Source organism: Amycolatopsis sp. NPDC004169 (assembly GCF_040610315.1).
Lineage (GTDB): Bacteria > Actinomycetota > Actinomycetes > Mycobacteriales > Pseudonocardiaceae > Amycolatopsis.
Genome location: NZ_JBEXMD010000029.1, coordinates 57,966 through 79,958, shown reverse-complemented (window position 1 = coordinate 79,958; position 21,993 = coordinate 57,966). Strand labels below are relative to the sequence as shown.

Sequence of the window (21,993 nt, the reverse complement as noted above, 5' to 3'; positions counted from 1 at the left end):
CCCCGGCCGCGGGCGGTTTCGCGTTCCCCGGTGCGCCCCGGAGAATTAGCAGCTTCCTGGTTGCCGGCAGGCAACTCTGGACCCATGACGAGCAACGAGGACAAGCTCCGTGACTACCTCAAGCTGGTCACCAACGACCTGCGGCAGGCCCGGCAGCGGCTGAAGGCCGCCGAGGCCCGCGACCACGAGCCCATCGCCGTGGTCGGGATGGCCTGCCGGTACGCGGGTGGCATCGACTCGCCGGAGGACCTGTGGCGGGCCCTCGATGCCGGCGAGGACGCCATCGGGCCGTTCCCCGACGACCGCGGCTGGGACGTCGAAGGCCTGTACCACCCGGACCCCGACCACCCCGGCACCACCTACGTGCGCGAGGGCGGCTTCCTGCGCGAGGCCGCCGGGTTCGACGCGGGCTTCTTCGGCATCTCGCCGCGCGAGGCACTGGCCATGGACCCGCAGCAGCGGCTCCTGCTGGAGGTCGCCTGGGAGGCGGTCGAACGGGCCGGGATCGACCCGGCCGGCCTGCACGGCACCGACACCGGCACGTTCGTCGGCGCCGTGCACCTCAACTACGGCACCGGGATCCCGCTGCCGCCGGAGGCCGAGGGCCACCGGCTGACCGGGACCACGTCGAGCGTGATCTCCGGCCGGGTGGCCTACCTCCTCGGCCTCCAGGGCCCCGCCGTCACGGTCGACACCGCGTGCTCGTCGTCGCTGGTCGCCCTGCACCTGGCCGCCCAGGCCCTGCGCGGTGGCGAGTGCTCGCTCGCGCTGGCCGCCGGCGTCACCGTCATGCCCAACCCGGCCGTGTTCGTCGAGTTCTCCCGGCAGCGCGGCATGTCGCCGGACGCGCGGTGCAAGGCCTTCGCCGACGCCGCCGACGGCATGGTGTGGGGCGAGGGGGTCGGCGTGCTGCTGGTCGAGCGGCTCTCCGACGCCGTCCGCCACGGCCACCAGGTGCTCGGGCTGGTCCGCGGCTCCGCGGTCAACTCCGACGGCGCCTCCAGCGGCCTCACCGCCCCCAACGGCCCTTCCCAGCAACGGGTCATCCAGGCGGCCCTGGAGAACGCCAGGGTCGCCGCGGACACCGTGGACGCGGTCGAGGGCCACGGGACCGGCACCACCCTCGGCGACCCCATCGAAGCCCAGGCCCTGCTGGCCACCTACGGACGGCAGCGACCGGCCGGGCGGCCGCTGCTGCTCGGCTCGGTCAAGTCGAACATCGGGCACACCCAGGCCGCCGCCGGAGTGGCGGGCGTGATCAAGATGCTCCTGGCCATGCGGCACGGCCGGGTGCCGCGCACGCTGCACGTGGACCGGCCCTCGACGCAGGTGGACTGGTCCTCCGGCGCCGTGCAGGTGCTGTCCGAGGCGGTCCCGTGGCCGGAGTCCGACCACCGGCGCCGCGCCGGGGTGTCGTCCTTCGGCATCAGCGGTACGAACGCCCACATCATCCTGGAGCAGGCCCCGGACCCCGACGACGCCCCGGAGCCCGAGCGGATCGCGCCGCCGGTCGTCCCGTGGCTGCTGTCCGCCCGCAGCCCGGAAGCGTTGCGCGCGCAGGCCGCCCGGCTCGCCGAAGACATCCCCGGCACCGACCTGGACCTGGCTTTCTCGCTGGCCACCACCCGGACCGCGTTCGAACACCGGGTCGCGGTGCTCGGCCCGGACCGCGCCGCGGCCCTGCGCGCGCTGGCCGACGGCGAACCCGACCCGGCCGTGCTGAGCGGGACCGCACTGGCCGGCCGGACGGCGTTCCTGTTCTCCGGTCAGGGAGCGCAGCGGCTGGGCATGGGCCGGGAGCTGCACGCGCGGTTCCCGGTGTTCGCCGCGGCCTTCGACGAGGTGGCCGCGGAACTCGACCGGCACGCCGGCCGTCCGCTGCGCGAGATCGTCTGGGGCGAGGACCCGGCCGCGCTGGAGGACACCGGCGGGGCCCAGCCCGCTCTGTTCGCCCTGCAGGTCGCCCTCTACCGGCTGGCCGAGTCCTGGGGCCTGCGGCCGGATTTCCTGGCCGGCCACTCCGTCGGCGAGATCGCCGCCGCCCACGTGACCGGCGTGCTCGACCTGGCCGACGCCGCCACCCTGGTTTCGGCCCGGGCCCGGCTGATGGCCGCGTTGCCTGCCGGGGGAGCGATGCTCGCGGTCCGCGCGACCGAGGAGACGGTCGCCCCGCTGCTGTCCGGCCGGCTGTCGGTGGCCGCGGTCAACGGGCCCGCGTCGGTGGTGCTCTCCGGCGCCGAGGACGCCGTGACCGAGGCTGAGGAAACCCTTTCCGCACGAGGCATCCAGGTCAAACGGCTGCGGGTGAGCCACGCCTTCCACTCGCCGCTGATGGCGCCCATGCTGGACAGCTTCGCCGAAGCCGTGGCGGGGCTGCGGTTCGGCGAGCCCACCACGCCCCTGGTCTCCACCCTGACCGGGGCCCCGGCGGTCGCGGCCGACCTGCGCAGCGGCGACTACTGGGTGCGGCACGTCCGGGAAGCCGTCCGCTTCGCCGACGCGGTCCGCGTCCTGCACGAGGCCGGGGTGACCCGGTTCGTCGAGCTCGGCCCGGCCGGCGTGCTGGCCGCCGCGGTCGCGGACTGCCTGCCGGACGGCGACGGCCACCCGGCGGTTCCGCTGCTGCGCAAGGATCGTCCCGAACCGGAGGCCGCCGGCGCCGCGCTGGCCGCCCTGCACGTGCGAGGCGTGCCGGTGGACTGGCGGGCCTGGTTCGCCGGCTCCGGCGCGCGCCCGGTCCCGCTGCCCGCCTACGCCTTCCAGCACCAGCGCTTCTGGCCGGAGAAACCGGCCGGCGGGGTCGGCGACCTCGGCGCGGCCGGGCTGGACCGGACCGGGCACCCGCTGCTCGGCGCGGCCGTGGTGCTGGCCGACGACTCCGGCGCCGTCTTCACCGGACGGCTGTCCGTGCGCACCCACCCCTGGCTGGCCGACCACGTGGCCGGGGACCGGATCGTGTTCCCCGGCACCGGTTTCGTCGAACTGGCGGTGCGTGCCGCCGACGAGGTGGGCCGGAACCGGGTGGCCGAACTGACCCTGGCCGCGCCGCTGGTGCTGCCCGCGCACGACGCGGTGCAGGTGCAGGTCGTGGTGGCCGCGGCCGAGGACGGCGAGAGCCACACCCTGACCGTGCACTCCCGCCCCGACGGCGACCCGGACGCCCCCTGGACCCCGCACGCCACCGGCGTACTGACCTCCGACGCGTCCGAAGTGGACACCGGCTTCGCGACAGCCTGGCCGCCGCCGGGCGCACAGCCCTGCGAACTCGACGGCTTCTACGACTGGTTCTCCGAGCACGGATTCCACTACGGCCCGGTGTTCCGGGGCGTACGGGCCGCCTGGCGGCACGACGACACGGTGTACGCGGAAATCGCGTTGCCCGAAGACCTCGAGCCGTCCGGCTTCGGCCTGCACCCGGCCCTGCTGGACGGCGCCGTGCAGGCCGCCGGCGTGGCGCAGCGCGGCGGCGAGATGGCGGCCAGCATGCCGTTCGCCTGGAGCGGCGTCACCCTGCACGCGGCGGGTGCGGCCGAGCTGCGTGTGCGGGTCACCCGGCCCGACCCGCGCACCATGGCGATCCTGGCCACCGACCCGGCCGGCGCGCCGGTCGTCTCGGTGGATTCGCTCGTGCTGCGGGAAATCCCCGGCGAAACCCCGGGGGGCGACCGCAACTCCCTGTTCGACCTGACCTGGACCCCGGTGGACCTGCCGGCGGCCGGTCCCGCCCCCGCCGTCGTCGAGCTGATCGGCGAGGAAGGCCCCGAAGCGGTGCGGGCCCTGGTCGCGCGGGCGCTGACCGCCGCGCAGGACCGGCTGGCCGCCGAAGCGCCGGAAGGACCACTGGTGTTCCGCACCCGCGGCGCGGTGGACGGCCGTGACCTGGCCGCCGCCGCGGTCTGGGGCCTGATCCGCACCGCCCAGACCGAACACCCCGGCCGGTTCGTCCTGCTCGACCTCGACCCCGACGACGAGAGGGGCGATCCCGCCGAGCTGACCGCCCGGGCCGCCGCCGGCGACGAACCCCAGGTGTCCGTGCGGAACGGCCGGCCGTGCGCGGCCCGCCTCGACCGGCTGCCCCCGCCGCCGCGGACCGTGCCGGTCGAGGGCCCGGTGCTGATCACCGGCGGCACGACCGGGCTCGGCGCGGAACTGGCCCGCCACCTGGTCACCGCGCACGGCGTCCGGCGGCTGGTGCTGGCCGGCCGCCGCGGCCCGGACACCCCCGGCGTGGCCGGGCTGATCGCCGAACTGGAGGCCACCGAATCCCCCGAGCCGGTCACGGTCACCGCGGTGACCTGCGATGTCACCGACCGGGAAGCCGTGCGTGCGGTGCTGGCCGAGCACGCTCCGGCCACCGTCGTGCACGCCGCCGGCGTGCTGGACGACGGCGTGCTGACCACGCTGGGCGCCGAGCAGCTGGACCGGGTGCTGCGGGTCAAGGTGGACGCCGCCTGGCACCTGCACGAGGCCCTGCCCGAGACCACGCCGCTGGTGCTGTTCTCCTCCGTCGCCGGTGTCTTCGGCGGTGCGGGCCAGGCCAACTACGCCGCGGGCAACGCCTACCTCGACGCCCTCGCGCGGTACCGGCACGCCCTCGGCCGGCCCGGCGCCGCGCTGGCCTGGGGCGCCTGGGTGCCCACGGCCGGGATGACGGCCACCCTCACCGCCGCCGACCGGGAACGGCTGGCCCGGCAGGGGCTGCCGCCGATGACCGTGGCGCAAGGCGTGGCCCTGTTCGACGCCGCACTGAGCACCGGGGTACCGGTGGTGCTGCCGGCCCGGCTCGACTTGGCCGCGATCCGGGCGGCCGGAGCCGTGCCGTCGCTGCTGCGCGGCCTGGTGCGTCCCGGACGGCGGACCGCGGGCCGGGCGGCCGCCGGCGGCGAGCTGGCCCGGCGGCTGGCCGGGATGTCCGCCGACGAGCGTTCCGCCCACGTGCTGCGGCTGGTCCGCGGCGCGGTCGCGACCGTGCTCGGCTACGCCGGTGCGGCCGCCGTCGACCCCGCCCGCACCTTCGGCGACCTCGGCTTCGACTCGCTGACCGCGGTCGACCTGCGCAACCGGCTGGGCGCCACGACCGGGGTCCGGCTGCCCGCCACCCTGGTCTTCGACCACCCCACCGCGCACGCCCTGACCGGCTACCTGCTCTCCGAGCTGCTCGACTCGGGTCCGGTCACCGCCGTCCCGGCGCGGACCACGGCCGGCACCGACGAGCCGATCGCCATCGTCGGCATGAGCTGCCGCTACCCCGGCGGGGTGGCCTCCCCGGAAGACCTCTGGCGGCTGGTCAGCGACGGCGTGGACGCGATCTCCGGCTTCCCGGCCGACCGCGGCTGGGACACCGCCGCGCTCTACCACCCGGACCCGGCCCACCCCGGCACCAGCTACACCCGCTCCGGCGGCTTCCTGCGCGACGCCGGAGCGTTCGACGCGGCCCTGTTCCGGATGAGCCCCCGCGAGGCGCTCGCCACCGACGCCCAGCAGCGGCTGCTGCTGGAGGCGTCCTGGGAGGCGTTCGAACGCGCCGGCATCGACCCGACGTCGCTGCACGGCAGCCGCACCGGCGTGTTCGCCGGCGTGATGTACAACGACTACGCCAGCCTGCTGGGCGGCCGCGGCTTCGAGGGCTTCCGCGGCAACGGCAGCTCGCCGAGCATCGCCTCCGGCCGGGTCGCCTACGCCTTCGGCCTCGAGGGCCCGGCCCTGACCGTCGACACGGCGTGCTCATCCTCGCTGGTGGCCCTGCACCTGGCCGTGCAGGCATTGCGCTCCGGCGAATGCTCCCTCGCGCTGGCCGGTGGCGTCACCGTGCTGTCCACCCCGCACGTGTTCGTCGAGTTCTCCCGGCAGCGCGGCATGGCCCCGGACGGCCGCTGCAAGGCCTACGGCGACGGCGCGGACGGCGTCGGCTGGGCCGAGGGGGTCGGCGTGCTCGTGGTGGAGCGGCTGTCGGACGCCCGCCGCCACGGCCACCCGGTGCTCGCGCTCGTCCGCGGCAGCGCGGTCAACTCCGACGGCGCGTCCAACGGCCTCACCGCCCCCAACGGCCCCTCGCAGCAGCGGGTGATCGCCGACGCGCTGGCCTCCGCCGGACTGTCCACAGCGGACATCGACGTGGTCGAGGGGCACGGGACCGGCACGACGCTGGGCGACCCGATCGAGGCGCAGGCCCTGCTGGCCACCTACGGCCAGGACCGCGAAACGCCGCTGCTGCTGGGGTCGGTCAAGTCCAACATCGGCCACACGCAGGCCGCCGCCGGCGTCGCCGGGATCATCAAGGTGGTCCAGGCGATGCAGCACGGCCTGGTCCCGCGGACCCTGCACGCCGGGTCACCGTCGTCCCATGTGGACTGGTCGGCGGGAGCCGTCCGGCTGCTCACCGAACCCGCCCCGTGGCCGGAAACCGGCCGCCCGCGCCGGGCCGGCGTGTCCAGCTTCGGCGTCAGCGGCACCAACGTGCACACCATCATCGAGCAGGCGCCACCCGAGCCCGCCGCTCCGGTCGCCGGGCCCGCCGCGCCCGCGGGCCCGGTGCCGTGGGTGCTCTCGGCCCGTTCCGCGGCGGCCCTGCGCGGCCAGGCCGCCCGGCTGGCCGAGCTGGCCGAAGGCGACCCGCTCGACGTCGGGCACTCCCTGGTCACGTCCCGGGCCGCGCTGGAACACCGGGCCGTCGTGCTGGGCGACGGCGCTGCCGAACTCACCGCCGGGCTGCGCGCCCTCGCCGCGGGGGAACCAGCCGCCCGCACCGTCACCGGCACCGCCGGGGGCGGCAGCACCGTGTTCGCCTTCCCCGGTCAGGGTGCCTACTGGGCCGGGATGGCGGCCGAGCTCCTGGACACCTCGCCGGTGTTCGCCGCGGGCATGCAGCGCTGCGCCGAGGCGCTGGCCCCGCACGTGCACTGGTCGCTGACCGCGGTTCTGCGCGAGGCGGACCGCCTGGACCGGCTCGACGTGGCCCAGCCCGCGCTGTGGGCCGTGATGGTTTCGCTGGCCGAGGTCTGGCGGGCCCACGGCGTCCGCCCGGCCGCGGTCTTCGGCCACTCGCAGGGTGAAGTGGCCGCGGCCTGCGTCGCCGGTGCCCTGTCCCTCGAGGACGGCGCGCGGGTGGTCACCTTGCGCAGCAAGCTGATCGCCGATGAGCTGTACCGCCGCGGCGGCATGGTTTCGGTGCCGCTGCCGCACGAGGACGTGCTCGGCCGGCTGGACCGCTGGGCCGGCCGGCTTTCGGTGGCCGCGGTGAACGCGCCCGACTCGGTCGTCGTCTCCGGTGAGTACGCGGCACTGGACGAGCTCGCCGAAACCCTGGCCGCCGACGGGATCGAGGCCAAGAAGGTGGCCGGCGACTTCCCCTCCCACTCGGCCCAGGTCGAGCGGGTCCGCGACCGGATGCTGGCCGGGCTGGCGGGCCTCGAGCCGCGCGCCGCGGACGTGCCGTTGTTGTCCACCGTGACCGGCGACTGGTGCGACACCACCACGATGGGCCCGCAGTACTGGTACGACAACATGCGCGAGACCGTGCGGATGACCGACGCCGTCCGGGCGCTGGCCGAGGCCGGCCACGACCTGTTCGTCGAGGTCAGCCCGCACCCGGTGCTGGTGGCCGGCATCCGCGAGACGGCGGGCGCGGCGGCCGCGGCGATCGGCACCCTGCGCCGCGGCGAGGGTGGTCCGGACCGGCTGGCCCGCGCGCTGGCGGAGGCCTACGTGCACGGCGCCGCCGTGGACTGGACTCCGTGGTACCCGGGTGGCCGCCGGATCGACCTGCCCACCTACGCCTTCGAACACCGGACCTACTGGCCGACGCCGAACGCCGGTCGCGCCGACAGCGGCCTCACCGAGGTCGGACACCCGCTGCTCACCGGTGCGGTGGAGGTGGCCGGAGGTGGCGGGGAACTGCTGTTCACCGGCCGCATCGGCACCGCGACCCAGCCCTGGCTGGCCGACCACGTGGTGTTCGGCCGGACCCTGTTCCCCGGGACGGGGTTCGTCGAATTGGCCATCCGGGCCGGCGACGAGGCCGGCTGCGGCCGGCTCGAGGAACTCACCCTGGCCGCGCCGCTGGTGCTGGCCGAGGACGAGGCGGTGCGGATCCAGGTCGCGCTGGGCGCCCCGGACACCGGCGGCCGCCGCACGGTCGGCGTGTTCTCCCGCCCGGCCGGGGAGCCGGACGCCCCGTGGGCCCGGCACGCGACCGGCACGCTGGCCCCGGACGCCGGACCCGCCGACGCGGGCTTCGACGCCACCGACTGGCCACCCCGCGACGCGGAGCCGGTCGCCGTCACCGAGCTGTACCAGGTCCTCGCCGAGCAGGGCCTCGCCTACGGACCGCTGTTCCGCGGCCTCCGGGCGGGCTGGCGCCGCGGCGGCGACCTCTACGCCGAGGTGGCCCTGACGGAGACCGCCGAAGGTGACCGGGCGGACGCGGGTTTCGGCCTGCACCCCGCCCTGTTCGACGCCGCCCTGCACGGCCTCGCGCTGACCGGGCCGGGCCGGAGCCGGGTGCCGTATTCGTGGGAGGACGTCCGGCTCTCCGCCACCGGTGCGACAGCATTGCGGGTCCGCCTGCGCCCGGACGGCCCCGACACGGTGGCGCTGGCCCTGGCCGACCCGGCCGGCACCCCGGTCGCGTCGGTGGCCGCGCTGCGGGTCCGCGCCGTCTCCGCCGACCACCTGGCCGAGACCGGGCCGGCGGACAGCCTGTTCGGCGTGGACTGGGCCTCGATCACCCCGGACGGCCCGGCGGCGGACGTCCTCGCCGTGCTGGGCGAGCCATTGGCCGGGTTCGACGCGCCCGCCTGCACCGACCTGGCCGCGGTGCGCGGCGGCGCCGGGGTGGGCCGTGATCCGGACGGGTCGGCGGTGGATGTGCCCGCCCACGCCGACCTGGCCGCCGTGCGCGAACACAGCGGCACCGGGGTGGTACTGGTGCCCCTCGCGCCCGGTCACACCGCAGCGGCGGCGCACGCCCGCGCCGCCGAAACCCTGGCCCTGCTCCAGGATTGGCTGGCCGGACCGCCGTCGGCCCGGCTGGTGTTCCTCGCCGGGGACGACCTGGCGGCGGCCACGGCGAGCGGCCTGATCCGCTCGGCCCAGTCCGAGCACCCCGGTGCCATCGGCCTGGTCGAGGTGACCGGCGACGCCGACCTCCCCGAACTGCTGCCCCAAGCGCTGCGCAGCACCGAGCCCCGGCTGCGGCTGGCCGGCGGACGGGTGCTGGCCGCCCGCCTCGGCCGCCGCACCCCCGGCGCGCCCGCCACCGGCGCCACCGGGGCTGGTGCCGCCGAAGCCTCCGGGGCGGGCGTCACCGGCGCGGTTGATGCCTCCGGGGCGGGCGCCATCGGCGCAGCCACCGCCGGCTGGAACCCGGCGGGCACGGTGCTGATCACCGGCGGCACCGGTGGCCTCGGCTCCGTGCTGGCCCGGCACCTGGCCGAGCGGCACGGCGTCCGGCGCCTGGTGCTGGCCGGCCGGCGGGGCCCGGCCGCCGAAGGTGCCGGCGAGCTGGTCGCCGCACTCGGCGCCCTCGGCGCGGACGCCCGGGTCGTTGCCTGCGACCTGGCCGACGGGCCCGCCGTGCACGCCCTGGTGGGCGAGCTGGCCGCCGACCCCGACCACCCGCTCACCGCCGTCGTGCACGCAGCCGGCGTCCTCGACGACGGCGTCCTCACCGCGCTCACCCCGGACCGGCTGGCCGCGGTGCTACGCCCCAAGGCCGACGCCGCCTGGCACCTGCACGAGGCCACCCGGGACCTGGACCTGGCCGCGTTCGTGCTGTTCTCCTCGGCCGCGGGCGTGTTCGGCTCGGCCGGGCAGGGCGCCTACGCCGCCGGCAACGCCTTCCTGGACGCCCTGGCCGAACACCGCCGGGCGCAAGGGCTGCCCGCCCGCTCGCTGGGCTGGGGCGCCTGGGCGCCGCACAGCGGGATGACCGCCGGTCTCACCGACGCCGACCGGGAGCGCATGGCCCGGCTCGGCCTGCCCCCGCTCACCGTCGAGCAGGGCACCGCCCTCTTCGACGCCGCGCTGGCCGTGGACGCCGCCGCCGTGCTGCCGGTCCGGCTGGACCTGCCGGTGCTCCGGGCCAAGGGGGACATCCCGCCGTTGCTGCGCGGCCTGATCCGCGCCCCGCGGCGCCGCGCCCTGGCCGCCGCGGCCGCCGAGGACGGCCTGGGCCGCCGCCTGGCCGGACTGCCCGCCGAAGACGCGGCCGCGGAAGTCGGCGCGCTGGTCCGGCGAGCCGTCGCCGCCGTGCTGGGCCACGACACCCCGGACGCCGTGGAGCCGGACCGCTCGTTCGGCGACCTCGGCTTCGACTCGCTCACCGCGGTCGAGCTGCGCAACCAGCTCGGCACGGCCACCGGCCTCCGGCTGCCGGCCACGCTGGTCTTCGACTACCCGTCCGCGGCCGCGCTGGCCGGTCACCTACTGGCCGAGCTCGTCGGTGGCGGCCCGGCCGCGGCCGCCGCGGGACCGGCGCGCGGCACCGACGCCGACGACCCGATCGTGATCGTCGGCATGGGCTGCCGCTACCCCGGTGGGGTCGGCTCGCCCGAGGACCTGTGGCGGCTGGTGGCCGAGGAGACCGACGCGATCACCGGCTTCCCGGCCGACCGCGGCTGGGACCTCGACGCGCTCTACCACCCCGACCGCGAGCACGCCGGCACGTCCTACACCCGCTCCGGCGGCTTCCTGCACCAGGCCGCGGAGTTCGACGCGGAGTTCTTCGGCATGAGCCGCCGTGAAGCCCTCGCCACCGACGCCCAGCAGCGGCTGCTGCTGGAGGTGTCCTGGGAGGCGCTGGAACGGGCCGGAGTGGACCCGGCCGGGCTGCGCGGCAGCCGGACCGGCGTGTTCACCGGCATCATGTACAGCGACTACGCCGGCCTGCTGGACGGTACCGAGTTCGAAGGCTTCCGCGGCAACGGCAGCGCGGCCAGCGTCGCCTCCGGCCGCGTGGCCTACGTCTTCGGCCTGGAGGGTCCCGCGGTCACCGTGGACACCGCCTGTTCGTCCTCGCTGGTCGCCCTGCACTGGGCCGCGCAGGCCCTGCGCGCCGGCGAGTGCTCACTGGCGCTGGCCGGCGGGGCCACCGTGATGTCCCGGCCGAGCACCTTCGTCGAGTTCTCCCGCCAGGGCGGGCTCGCCCCGGACGGTCGCTGCAAGTCCTTCGCCGAGGGCGCGGACGGCGTCGGCTGGGCCGAGGGCGTCGGCATGCTGGTGCTGGAGCGCCGCTCCGACGCCGAGCGCAACGGGCACCCGGTGCTGGCCGTGCTGCGCGGCTCCGCGGTCAACTCCGACGGGGCGTCAAACGGCCTCACCGCGCCGAACGGCCCGTCGCAGCAGCGGGTGATCCGCCAGGCACTGGCGTCCGCCGGGCTGTCCACTTCGGACGTCGACGTGGTGGAGGGGCACGGGACCGGCACGACGCTGGGTGACCCGATCGAGGCGCAGGCCCTGCTGGCGACCTACGGCGAGGACCGGGAAATTCCGCTGCTGCTGGGGTCGATCAAGTCCAACATCGGGCACGCCCAGGCGGCCGCGGGGGTCGCCGGGGTGATCAAGGTGGTCCAGGCGATGCAGCACGGCCTGGTCCCGCGCACCCTGCACGTCACCGAGCCCTCCAGCCAGGTCGACTGGGCCGGGGGCGCGGTGGACCTGGTGCGGGAACCGGTGGCCTGGCCCGAAACCGGCCGGCCGCGCCGGGCGGCCGTCTCCGCGTTCGGCATCAGCGGCACCAACGCCCACGCCATCCTGGAAGCGCCCGCTCCCGGCCCCGAACGGCCCGGCCCGGCCGACCCCGGGCTCGTGCCGCTGGTGCTCTCGGCCAAGTCCGAGACCGCCCTGCGCGCGCAGGCCGCCCGCCTGCGCGCCCACCTGCGCACCGCCGAACCCGGGCTGGCCGGCGTCGGCTCGGCGCTGGCCACCACCCGCTCGCTGTTCCGGCACCGCGCCACCGTGCTGGCCGCCGACCGGGCCGAAGCCGTCCGCGCACTGGGCGCGCTGGCCGCGGGCGAACCCGACGCCGCCGTGGTGCGCTCCGGGACGGCCGAGGGCCGCACCGCGTTCCTGTTCTCCGGTCAGGGCCCCCAGCGCCTGGGCATGGGCCGCGAGCTGCACGCCCGCTTCCCGGTGTTCGCCACGGCCTTCGAAGAGGTGGTCGCCGAGCTCGACCGGCACCTCGACGGCCGGCTCGCCGAGGTCGTCTGGGGCGAGGACGCCGGCCTGCTGGACCGGACCGGCTGGACCCAGCCCGCCCTGTTCGCGGTCGAAGTGGCGCTCTACCGGCTGGTGGTGTCCTGGGGCATCACCCCGCACCACCTGGCCGGGCACTCCGTCGGCGAGATCGCCGCCGCGCACGTGGCCGGGATGTTCACCCTGCCCGACGCCTGCCGGCTGGTGGCCGCCCGGGCCCGGCTGATGCAGGCGCTGCCCGCCGGGGGCGCGATGGTGTCGGTCCGGGCCACCGAAGACGAGGTCACCCCGCTGCTGTCCGGGCCGGTCGACATCGCGGCGTACAACGCGCCCGGGACGGTCGTGCTGGCCGGCGCCGAAGAGGCCGTGCTGGCCGTCGCCGGCCGGCTGGCCGAGCGGGGCCACAAGACCAAACGGCTGGCGGTGTCGCACGCGTTCCACTCCGCGCTGATGGAGCCGATGCTGGCCGCCTTCGCCGCCGAGATCGCCGACATCACCATCACCGAGCCGAGCATTCCCCTGGTGTGCAACGAAACCGGGACGCTGACCGACCCGGCGCGGATGCGCGAACCCGGCTACTGGGTCGACCACGTGCGCCGGCCGGTGCGGTTCGCCGGCTCGGTCGCCGCGCTGCGCGCCGCCGGCGCCGGGATTTTCGTGGAGATCGGCCCGGACGCCGTGCTCGCCGCACTGGCCACCGAGTGCCTCGACGGCCAGTCCGCCCTGGTGCTGCCGGTGCAACGCGCCGGTCAGGACGAGGTCACCGCCGCGCTGACCGCGCTGGCCCGCCTGCACCAGGCCGGGGCGGCCGTGGACTGGCCGGCGTTGTTCGGCGGCGCGCGCCCGGCCGAGCTGCCCACCTACGCCTTCCAGCACGAGCACTACTGGCCACCGGTGACCGGCCGGCGCGGCGACGTCACCGCCGCCGGGCTCAGCACCGCCGGGCACCCGCTGCTGGGCGCGGCCGCCCGCTTCGCCGAGGACGACGGGCTGCTGTTCACCGGCAGGCTGTCCGTTCGCACCCACCCGTGGCTCGCCGACCACGCCGTGTTCGGCCGGATTCTGGTGCCCGGCACCGCGTTCGTCGAGCTGGCGCTGCGCGCCGGCCGGGACTGCGGCTGCGCCGAGGTGGCGGAGCTGGTCCTGGGCGCGCCGCTGGTGCTGCCCGAACCGGGGGCGGTCCAGGTGCAGCTGCGGGCCGGCCCGGCCGGCGAAGACGGCCGCCGCACCGTCACCGTGCACGCCCGCCCGGACACCGGCGACGCTGCCTGGACCCAGCACGCGACCGGCACCCTGGTGCCGGTCGAGCCGGGGTCCGGCGCCGGGTCCGCGGCGGCGGAGTGGCCGCCCCCGGGAGCGGTGGAGGTGCCGGTCGCGGACTGCTACCCGGCCTTCGCCGAGGCCGGCTTCGGTTACGGACCGGCGTTCCGGAACCTGCGCCGCGTCTGGCGGCGCGACGGCGAGGTGTTCGCCGAGGTCGCGCCGCACGAGTCCGGCGCCGACCTGCGGCCCGGGGACTACGGCCTGCACCCCGCCCTGCTGGACGCCGCCCTGCACGCCTCGATGCTCACCGGCACCGGCGATGCCGTCCGCCTGCCGTTCTCCTGGGAAGGCGTACGGTTGCACGCCACCGGGGCCGGCGCCCTCCGCGTCCGCCTCACCCGCGACGAGGGCGACGGGACGATGTCCCTCGCGCTGGCCGACCCGGACGGCGGCCCGGTCGCCGACATCCGCGCCCTGCGCGTCCGGGCGCTGTCCGCCGACGCGCTGGCCGGCTCCGGGACCACCCCGCGTGACGCGCTGTTCCGGCTCGAGTGGCCGGCCGTGCCCGCCGGCACCGCCGCGCCCGGCTCGGTCGCCGTGCTCGGCGCCGACCCCCTCGGCCTGGCGGAAACGCTGGCCGCGCAAGGGGTCCCCGTCACCACCCACCCCGACCTGGCCGCGCTGGCCGGCGACGAGACCGCCCTTCCGGACGTGGTCCTGGCCACCGCCGTCACCGACGACCCGGCCGCCGTGCACGAACGGACCGCGGCCACCCTCGCCCTGGTGCGGGACTGGCTGGCGCTGGACCGGCTCGACGGGGCCCGCCTCGTCCTGGTCACCCGGCACGCCGCCACCGGGGGCGACCCGGCCGCGGCCGCGTCCTGGGGGCTGGTCCGCACCGCCCAGTCCGAGCACCCCGGCCGGTTGCGGCTGCTCGACCTCGACGGCCCCGCGCCGGCGACCCTGGCCGACGCCCTCGCGACCGACGAGCCGCAGCTGGCCTTCCGTGACGGCGAGCTGCGGGCCGCCCGGCTGGCCCGCGCGGACGCCCCCGCGGCCGCCGGTTCCCCGTGGGACTCGGACGGGACCGTGCTGATCACCGGCGGAACCGGCGGCCTCGGCGGCATCCTGGCCCGGCACCTGGTCGCCGAACACGGCGTCCGCAAGCTGCTGCTGCTCAGCCGCCGCGGACCGGACGCCGAGGGCGCGGCCGGCCTGGTGGCCGACCTCGTCGAGGCCGGCGCCGAGCCGACCGTGCTGGCCTGCGACGTCGCCGACCGCGCGGCGCTGGCCGCGGTGCTGGCCGAACACCCGGTCACGGCGGTGCTGCACGCCGCCGGGGTGCTCGACGACGGCACGATCGAGACCCTCACCCCCGAACGCCTGGACACCGTGCTGCGGGTCAAGGCGGACGCCGCCCGGCACCTGCACGAGCTCACCCGGGACCGGGAGCTGACGGCGTTCGTGCTGTTCTCCTCGGTCGCCGGGGTCTTCGGCGGCGCCGGGCAGGGCAACTATGCCGCGGCGAACGCCTACGTCGACGCGCTGGCCGCGTACCGGCACGCGGCCGGGCTGCCGGCCACCGCGCTGGCGTGGGGCCCGTGGGAGCCGGCGGGCGGCATGACGGGCACCCTCGACGCGGCCGGCCTGGACCGGATCCGCCGCTCGGGAGCGATCCCGCTGACCGCCGAGCAGGGCGTCGCGTTGTTCGACGCCGCGCTGGCCCGGCCGGAGCCGCTGCTGCTCCCGGTTTCGCTCGACCTGCCCGGGATCCGGGCCAAGGGCGTGATCCCGCCGCTGCTGCGCGGGCTGGCCGGCGCGCCGGTCCGGCACGCCGCCGGACCGGCGCCGGAACCGGCCGCCCGGGTGCGGGAAAGCCTGGCGGGCAAGAGTGCCGGACAACGGTACGAGCTCGTGCTCGAGCTGGTCCGCGACCAGGCCGCGATGGTGCTCAGCCACCCCGACCCGGACGGCATCGAGCCGGACCGGCAGTTCCGCGACCTCGGCTTCGACTCGCTGACCGCGGTCGAGTTCCGGAACCGGCTGGGCGCCGCCGCCGACCTGAAACTGCCGGCCTCGCTGGTGTTCGACCGGCCCACCCCGGCCGAGCTGGCCGACCACCTGCTCGGCCTGCTGGCCCCGGCCGAAGCGGACAGCGCGGAAGCGGTGCTCGCCGAGCTGGACCGGCTGCAGGAGCTGCTGGCCGGCCTGGCCGCCGACGAGGTCCTGCACCAGAAGGTCGCCGGCCGCTTGGACGTGCTCAAGACCCGCTGGTCCGGCCGCCGATCGGCGGAAGCCGAAGCACCGGACTACGACACGGCGTCCGACGACGAGTTGTTTTCCCTGCTGGACCAGCAGCTCGGCCACTGACCACCCGCTTGGCGTCGCGAGGGTTCGTTCGCGGCGCCAAGCGGGCTCCAGCTGTCGCGCCCCGGGGCGGCGGCTGGTGGCTGTGATGGAGCCGGCCTTTCCGCTCGCGGCACCGGTTACCGCGTTTGCGTGCGGCAGGCGGTCGGTCGTGATGGGACCGGCCGTCCGCTCGCGGCAACGGCTACCGCACTTGCCGGCGGCAGGCCGGAAAGGCCCGCCCGGGGCGGGCGACCGAGAGGGTCAGGAAGCCGCGACCGGACCGGCGAACTGGGCGGCGTGAAGGCGGGCGTAGGCGCCCTGGGCGGCCATCAGCTCGAGGTGCGTGCCGCGCTCGACGATGCGGCCCGCGTCCATCACCAGGATCAGGTCGGCGTGGCGGATCGTGGAGAGCCGGTGGGCGATCACGAAACCGGTGCGGTTCTCGCGCAGCGACTGCATCGCCCGCTGGATCAGCACTTCGCTGCGGGTGTCGACCGAACTGGTCGCCTCGTCGAGGATGAGGATCGCCGGGTCGGCCAGGAACGCGCGGGTGATGGCGATCAGCTGGCGTTCGCCCGCGCTGATCCCGCCGGTTTCGCCGAGGACCGTCTCGTAGCCGTCCGGCAGGGTGCTCACCAGGTGGTCGACCCGGGTCGCCTCGGCCGCGCGGCGGACGTCCGCCGGGGTGGCGTCCGGGTTGCCGTACCTGATGTTCTCCGCGACGGTGCCGTCGAAGAGCCACGTGTCCTGCAGCACCAGCGCGGTCTGCCGACGCACGTCCTCGCGGGTCATCGTGGCGATGTCCACGCCGTCGAGCCGGATGCGGCCGCCGTCGGGCTCGTAGAAGCGCATCAGCAGGTTGCCCAGGGTCGTCTTGCCCGCTCCGGTCGGCCCGACGATCGCCACCGTCTGCCCGGGCAGGACGCTGAAGGACAGGTCGTCGATCAGCGGTGAATCCGGTTCGTACCGGAAGCTCAAGTGCTCGAAGTCGATCCGGCCGCGCACCCGGGCCGGTGGCCGCGAAGGACGCTCCACGGCGGCCAGTTCGTCCGCGTCCAGCAGCTCGAACACGCGCTTCGCGGAGGCGACGCCGGACTGCAGGTCGCCGGTGATGCTGCCGATCTGGGCGGCCTGCCCGCCGAAGTACGCCGTGTACTGGATGAACGCCTGCACGTCGCCGAGCGACAGCGCCCCGGCGGCCACGCGCAGCGCGCCGACCACCGCCACCAGGATGTACACCAGGTCGGTGACCAGGTTCGTGCTCGGCTCGATGACGCCGGACAGGGCGTTGGCCTTGCCGGTGGCCCGTCGCACGGCCTCGTTGTGCTCGTCGAAGACCCGCGCGGCCTGCTCCTGCCGGCCGAACACGGTGATCAGGGCGTGCCCGCTGTACATCTCCTCGATGTGCGCGTTCAGCGCACCGGTGGCGGTCCACTGCTCGACGAACTGCGGCTGGGCCTTCTTGCCGATCCGGGCCGCGACCACCCCCGCCATCGGCAGCACCACCAGCAGCACGCAGGCCAGCAGCGGCGAGATGGCGAACATGAGGATGAGCGAGCCGAGCGCGGACATCGTGGCGGTGACCAGCTTGCTCAGGGTGCGCTGCAACGTGTTCTGGATGTTGTCGATGTCGTTGGTGACCCGGCTGAGCAGCTCGCCGCGGGGGTGTTCGTCGAAGTATCGCAGCGGCAGCCGGGACAGCTTGGCCATGACGTCCCCGCGCAGCCGCAGCACCACCTTCTGCACCACGGTGGCGGCCAGCCGCTCCTGCAGCAGGGAAAAGACGGTGCCCGCGAGGTAGAGCGCCGCGACCGCCGCCAGCAGCAGGCCGATCTTCCGGAAGTCGATGCCCTCGCCCGGCACGACGTCGGCCGCGCCGAGCCCGGTGGCCAGGGCGTCCTTGCCTTCGGCGTGCAGCCGGGCCACGGCCTCGTCCCGGCTCGGGCCGGGCTCCAGCCGGGCGCTGATCAGGCCGCCGAAGATCAGGTTGGTCGCCTTGCCCAGCAGCAACGGTCCGAACACGTTCATCAGGATGGACACGGTTCCGGCGCCGAGGACCAGGGCTGCCTGGCCGCGATGCGGCTTGAGCAACCCGAACAACCGGCGGGTCGTTCCCCGGGGGCCGCCTGCCTCGCCGCCGCTCACACCGCCTCCTGCTTCAGCTCCCGCGCCGGCTCGCCGCTTGGCTGCGAGCCGGCGATCTCCCGGTAGACCTCGTTGTCGCGCAACAGATCCCGATGGGTGCCGGAGCCGGCCACCCGGCCCTGGTCCAGCACGACGACGGTGTCCGCGTCCTCGACCAGGCGCACTTCCTGCGCCACGGTGACCACGGCCGATCCCGCCGTCTCGACGGCGAGCGCCGCCCGCAACCGGGCGCGGGTCGCGTAGTCCAGCGCGGAAAAGCAGTCGTCGAACAGGTAGATCGCCGGTCGCCGCAGCAGGGTGCGCGCGATCGCCAGCCGCTGCCGCTGGCCCCCGGAGACCGTGCTGCCGCCCGGCCCGATCGGCGCGGCCAGCCGGCCCGGCATCTTCCGCACGAAGTCGGCGGCCTGCGCGGTCTCCAGCGCGTGCCACAGCTGTGCGTCGGTCGCGTCCGGATCGCCGTAGCGCAGGTTCTCGGCCACCGTGCCGGTGAACAGGTACGGCGTCTGCGGCACCAGGCCGACCGTCGCGGCCAGCCGGTCGGGGGCGAGCTGCCGGACGTCGACGCCGTCGATCGTCACCGAGCCGGCGGTCACGTCGGCCAGCCGCAGCACCAGGTTCAGCAGGGTGGTCTTGCCGCTGCCGGTGCTGCCGACCAGGGCCGTGGTGCGGCCGGGCTCGGCCGAAAGGCTCACGCCGGAGAGGAACGCCTCCTGGGCGCCGGGGTGGCGGTACTCCACCTCGCGCAGCTCCAGGTGGCCGCGGCGGCTCGGGGGAGTGACCGGCCGCGCGGGTGCGGTCAGTTCGGGCTCGGTGGCCAGCACCTCGTGGACGCGCCGCGCCGACACCCGCGCGCGCGGCACGGTCAGCAGTACGTACAACGCGATGACCAGCGCCGTCAGCATCTGCACCTGGTAGCCGAGGAACGCGCTGAGCGCGCCGACCGGCATCCCGCCGCCGGCGATCCGCCTGCCGCCGAACCACACCAGCGCGATCGAGAACACGTTGCTGATCAGCACCACGACCGGGAACAGCGTGGCGCCGAGCCGCCCGGCGCGCACCGAGGCCGTGAACATGCCGCGGTTGGCCTCGCCGAAGCGCTGCTTCTCGTGGTCGTCCCGGACGAACGCGCGGATCACCCGCACCCCGGAGATCTGTTCGCGCAGGATCCGGTTGAGCCGGTCCAGCGAGGCCTGGATCCGTTCGTACAGCGGGCTCAGCCGGGCCAGCATGACCAGCACCACGAGCGCGGTGACCGGGATCGTCAGCACGGTCAGCACCGACAACGGCGGATCCTGCCGCACGGCCATGACGAGGCTGGTGACGCAGATGATGGGCGCGGTCAGCAGCGAGGTCAGGGTGGAGATCACCAGCGTCTGCAGCTGCTGCACGTCGTTGAGCGTGCGGTTGGTCAGCGAGGGCGTGCCGAACCGCGCCACCTGGTACGGGGAAAACGCCTGTACCTTCCGGAAAACGAGGGAGCGCAGGTCGCGGCCGACGTCGGCGGCGGTGTGCGCGGCCATCAGCTCGGCGACGATCGCGGTGGCCAGCTGGGCCAGCGAAACGGCGATCATGATGGCGCCCAGCCGCAGGATCGCCCCGGTGTCGCCGGCGACGATGCCCTGGTTCACGATGGCGGCGTTCAGCGTCGGCAGCAGCAGCATGCCGACGGTTTGCGCGAACTGGAGCCCGGCCTGGACCAGGATGCGGCCGCGGTAGGGACGCAGCCGGTCGCGCAGCAGCGCCCGCAGGACCGGTGGTGCTTTCCGGCGCGGGCGAACGCCGCGCTCGTCTCCGTGCTCGCCGGCCGCCTCCGCGTTCTGCGCCATACCGACGGACCCTACGGAGCGGCCGGTAGGGAAGGTCCTAGAGGAAATCCCCGCGGTGGCCGGGGAATCTAGGGAATTCCGGGCGGGCGGCCGATGACACTCGGCACCGGGTGCGCCCCGCACGAACCTCGGAGAGGAACCGGCCATGACGACATCCGAAGAGCTGCCGACGCTCGCGTCGCTGCGTTCGCCCGTGTTGGGCGACAACCCGTACCTGCGCAAGCTGCAGGCGGAGCGGCCGATCTGGCGGGTGCGCACCGACACGGGTGACGAAGGCTGGCTGGTGGTGGGCTACCCGGAGATCAAGGAGCTGATGCTCGACAAGCGCATCGGCCGCACGCACCCGAAGCCCGCCGAGGCCGCGCAGCTGGCCGACAACCCGATCTTCTCGATGATCGCCGGGGTCGCGGCCGGCCGGGACGAGCACGAGCTGCACGCCGCCTTCCGCGCCCTGCTGATCCCGCACTTCTCCCACAAGAAGATGCAGTCCCTCAAGCCGAGGGTGGAGGGCATCGTCCGCGGCATGGTGGACGAGCTGGCCGCGCTCACCCCGCCCGTCGACCTCCAGACCGCTTTTTCGCTCCCGGTTTCGCTGAAGGTGCTGTGCGAGCTGATGGGCGTGCCGCAGGACGAGCGCGACCGGCTGGGGGAGCTGCTCGACCACGTGCACGGGATCGGCGAACACGCCAACGCCGGCCAGGCCGAGTTCATCGGCTACCTGATGGGGCTGGCCGCCCGCAAGCGGGAGGACCCCGGCGACGACGTGATCTCCGGGATCTGCCAGGCCGGGCTGAAGGACTCCGACGTCACCAACATCGTCTGCATGCTGTTGTTCGCCGGGCACGAGAGCGTGGCAACGCACATCGGCAACGGCGTCGCCCGGCTGCTGACCCGGCCGGACCTGCTGGCCGAGGTGCGCTCGGACCCGTCGGCGATGGCCGGGGCCGTGGAAGAACTGCTGCGCACGGCCAACTTCGGCGGCGGGGCTCAGCCGCACTACGCACACGAGGACATCGAAATCTCCGGCGTCACCATCCGGGCCGGGGACCTGGTGCTGCCGGACTTCGCCATCGCCAACTTCGACGAGCGCTCGTTCGCCGACCCGGAGCGGATCGACTTCGGCCGCAAGCCCAACCAGCACCTCACCTTCGCCCACGGTGCCTGGCACTGCGTCGGGGCCCCGCTGGCCCGGCTGGAGCTCAACGCGGTGTTCACCGCCCTGCTGGCGAAGTTCCCCGACCTGACCCTGACCACCACGCTGGAGAAGCTGAACCGCGTCGACGGAGAAGACGGGACCGACCGGCTCGCGGCGTCCATCAGCGCGCTCCCCGTGGCGTGGTGAGCCATGGGTGAACTCCGGGGTGTCGAGGCGCTGGCCGGGCGCACGCCGACCGTGCTGTCGGCCCACTACGACGACGGCGTCCTCTCGTGCGGCGGGCTGCTCGCGGCCTGCGCCGAGGCGGGCACGCCGGGCACGGTCGTCACGGTGTTCTCCGGGGCGCCCGAACCGCCCCTGTCGGACGCGGCCCGGGCGTTCCACCGGGCGTGCGGCCTCGGTGACGCCGACGCCATCGCGACCCGGGAGGCGGAGGACGACCGCGCGATGACCGCGGTGGGGGCCGCTCCCGTCCGCCTGGGCGTGCCGGACGCGCTGTACCGCAAGGACCACGCGGGCCACCCGAGGTACCCGCAGGAGGAGGGGATGTCCCGGGCCGCGCTGGCGGCGGAGACCGAGCTGATCGGGAGGCTGGCGGCCGTCCTGGCCGCCGAGCCGTCGGTGCGCGACGCCGAGCTGGTCCTGGCCCCGCTGGCCATCGGCAACCACATCGACCACCGGATCACCCGCGCCGCGGCCCGATTGCTCGACCGCGACCCCGACACCGTCTGGTGGTACGAGGACGCGCCCTATGTGATCTTCCCGAAAGACCTGCTCGAGCCGTTCGACGAGTCCCACACCGACCCCCGGACCGTCCGGCTCACGCGGGGGCAGTGGCAGGCCAAGCTGCGGGGGATCGGCTGCTACGCCTCCCAGGCCCCCATCCTCCTCGGTGGCCACGCCGAACTGCCGAAGTGGCTCACGATGTACGCCGAGTCGCTGGCGGACGGCGAGCCGGCCGAACGCTACTGGAGCCTCCCCGCCGCTTGACCCGGCGCGCACCCGGACGAATCAGCCGAAGCGGGCACGGCCGGGCGACCGGCCGTGCCCGCTTCCGCAGAG

General features: G+C 75.4%; 5 protein-coding genes. 3 read left to right on the top strand and 2 right to left on the bottom strand.

Annotation, left to right across the window (positions count from 1 at the left end):
* Nucleotides 1-84: 84 nt before the first annotated feature.
* Nucleotides 85-15,825, top strand: coding sequence for a type I polyketide synthase (locus ABZX11_RS32155; RefSeq protein WP_354920020.1), 15,741 nt, complete (start codon nucleotides 85-87; stop codon nucleotides 15,823-15,825).
* A 240-nt stretch (nucleotides 15,826-16,065) separates the two neighbouring features.
* Here the strand turns inward: ABZX11_RS32155 and ABZX11_RS32150 are convergent, their stop codons facing one another.
* Nucleotides 16,066-17,949 carry an ABC transporter ATP-binding protein gene (locus ABZX11_RS32150; RefSeq protein ID WP_354920017.1) on the bottom strand — a complete coding sequence of 628 codons (1,884 nt, stop codon included), beginning with the start codon at nucleotides 17,947-17,949 and terminating at the stop codon, nucleotides 16,066-16,068.
* The gene (locus tag ABZX11_RS32145; protein WP_354920014.1) at nucleotides 17,946-19,775 is read right to left on the bottom strand and encodes an ABC transporter ATP-binding protein; all 1,830 of its coding nucleotides are present in this window, start codon (nucleotides 19,773-19,775) and stop codon (nucleotides 17,946-17,948) included. Before ABZX11_RS32145 ends, ABZX11_RS32150 begins: the two co-directional genes overlap by 4 nt.
* Before the next feature lie 145 nt (nucleotides 19,776-19,920).
* On the opposite strand from ABZX11_RS32145, the gene ABZX11_RS32140 reads away from it, so the two are divergent.
* Together ABZX11_RS32140 and ABZX11_RS32135 are read left to right on the top strand one after the other, a co-directional pair.
* Nucleotides 19,921-21,117 (top strand): cytochrome P450, encoded by a 1,197-nt coding sequence (locus ABZX11_RS32140; RefSeq protein WP_176169613.1) that lies wholly within the window; start codon nucleotides 19,921-19,923, stop codon nucleotides 21,115-21,117.
* A 3-nt stretch (nucleotides 21,118-21,120) separates the two neighbouring features.
* The gene (locus ABZX11_RS32135) at nucleotides 21,121-21,921 is read left to right on the top strand and encodes a PIG-L family deacetylase (RefSeq protein WP_176169614.1); all 801 of its coding nucleotides are present in this window, start codon (nucleotides 21,121-21,123) and stop codon (nucleotides 21,919-21,921) included.
* Nucleotides 21,922-21,993: the final 72 nt, after the last annotated feature.

What these genes read in the sequence shown, in the direction of transcription:
- ABZX11_RS32145 (WP_354920014.1), bottom strand. Translation starts at nt 19,775, where the DNA reads ATGGCGCAGAACGCGGAGGCGGCCGGCGAGCACGGAGACGAGCGCGGC.
- ABZX11_RS32135 (WP_176169614.1), top strand. Translation starts at nt 21,121, where the DNA reads ATGGGTGAACTCCGGGGTGTCGAGGCGCTGGCCGGGCGCACGCCGACC.
- ABZX11_RS32155 (WP_354920020.1), top strand. Translation starts at nt 85, where the DNA reads ATGACGAGCAACGAGGACAAGCTCCGTGACTACCTCAAGCTGGTCACC.
- ABZX11_RS32140 (WP_176169613.1), top strand. Translation starts at nt 19,921, where the DNA reads ATGACGACATCCGAAGAGCTGCCGACGCTCGCGTCGCTGCGTTCGCCC.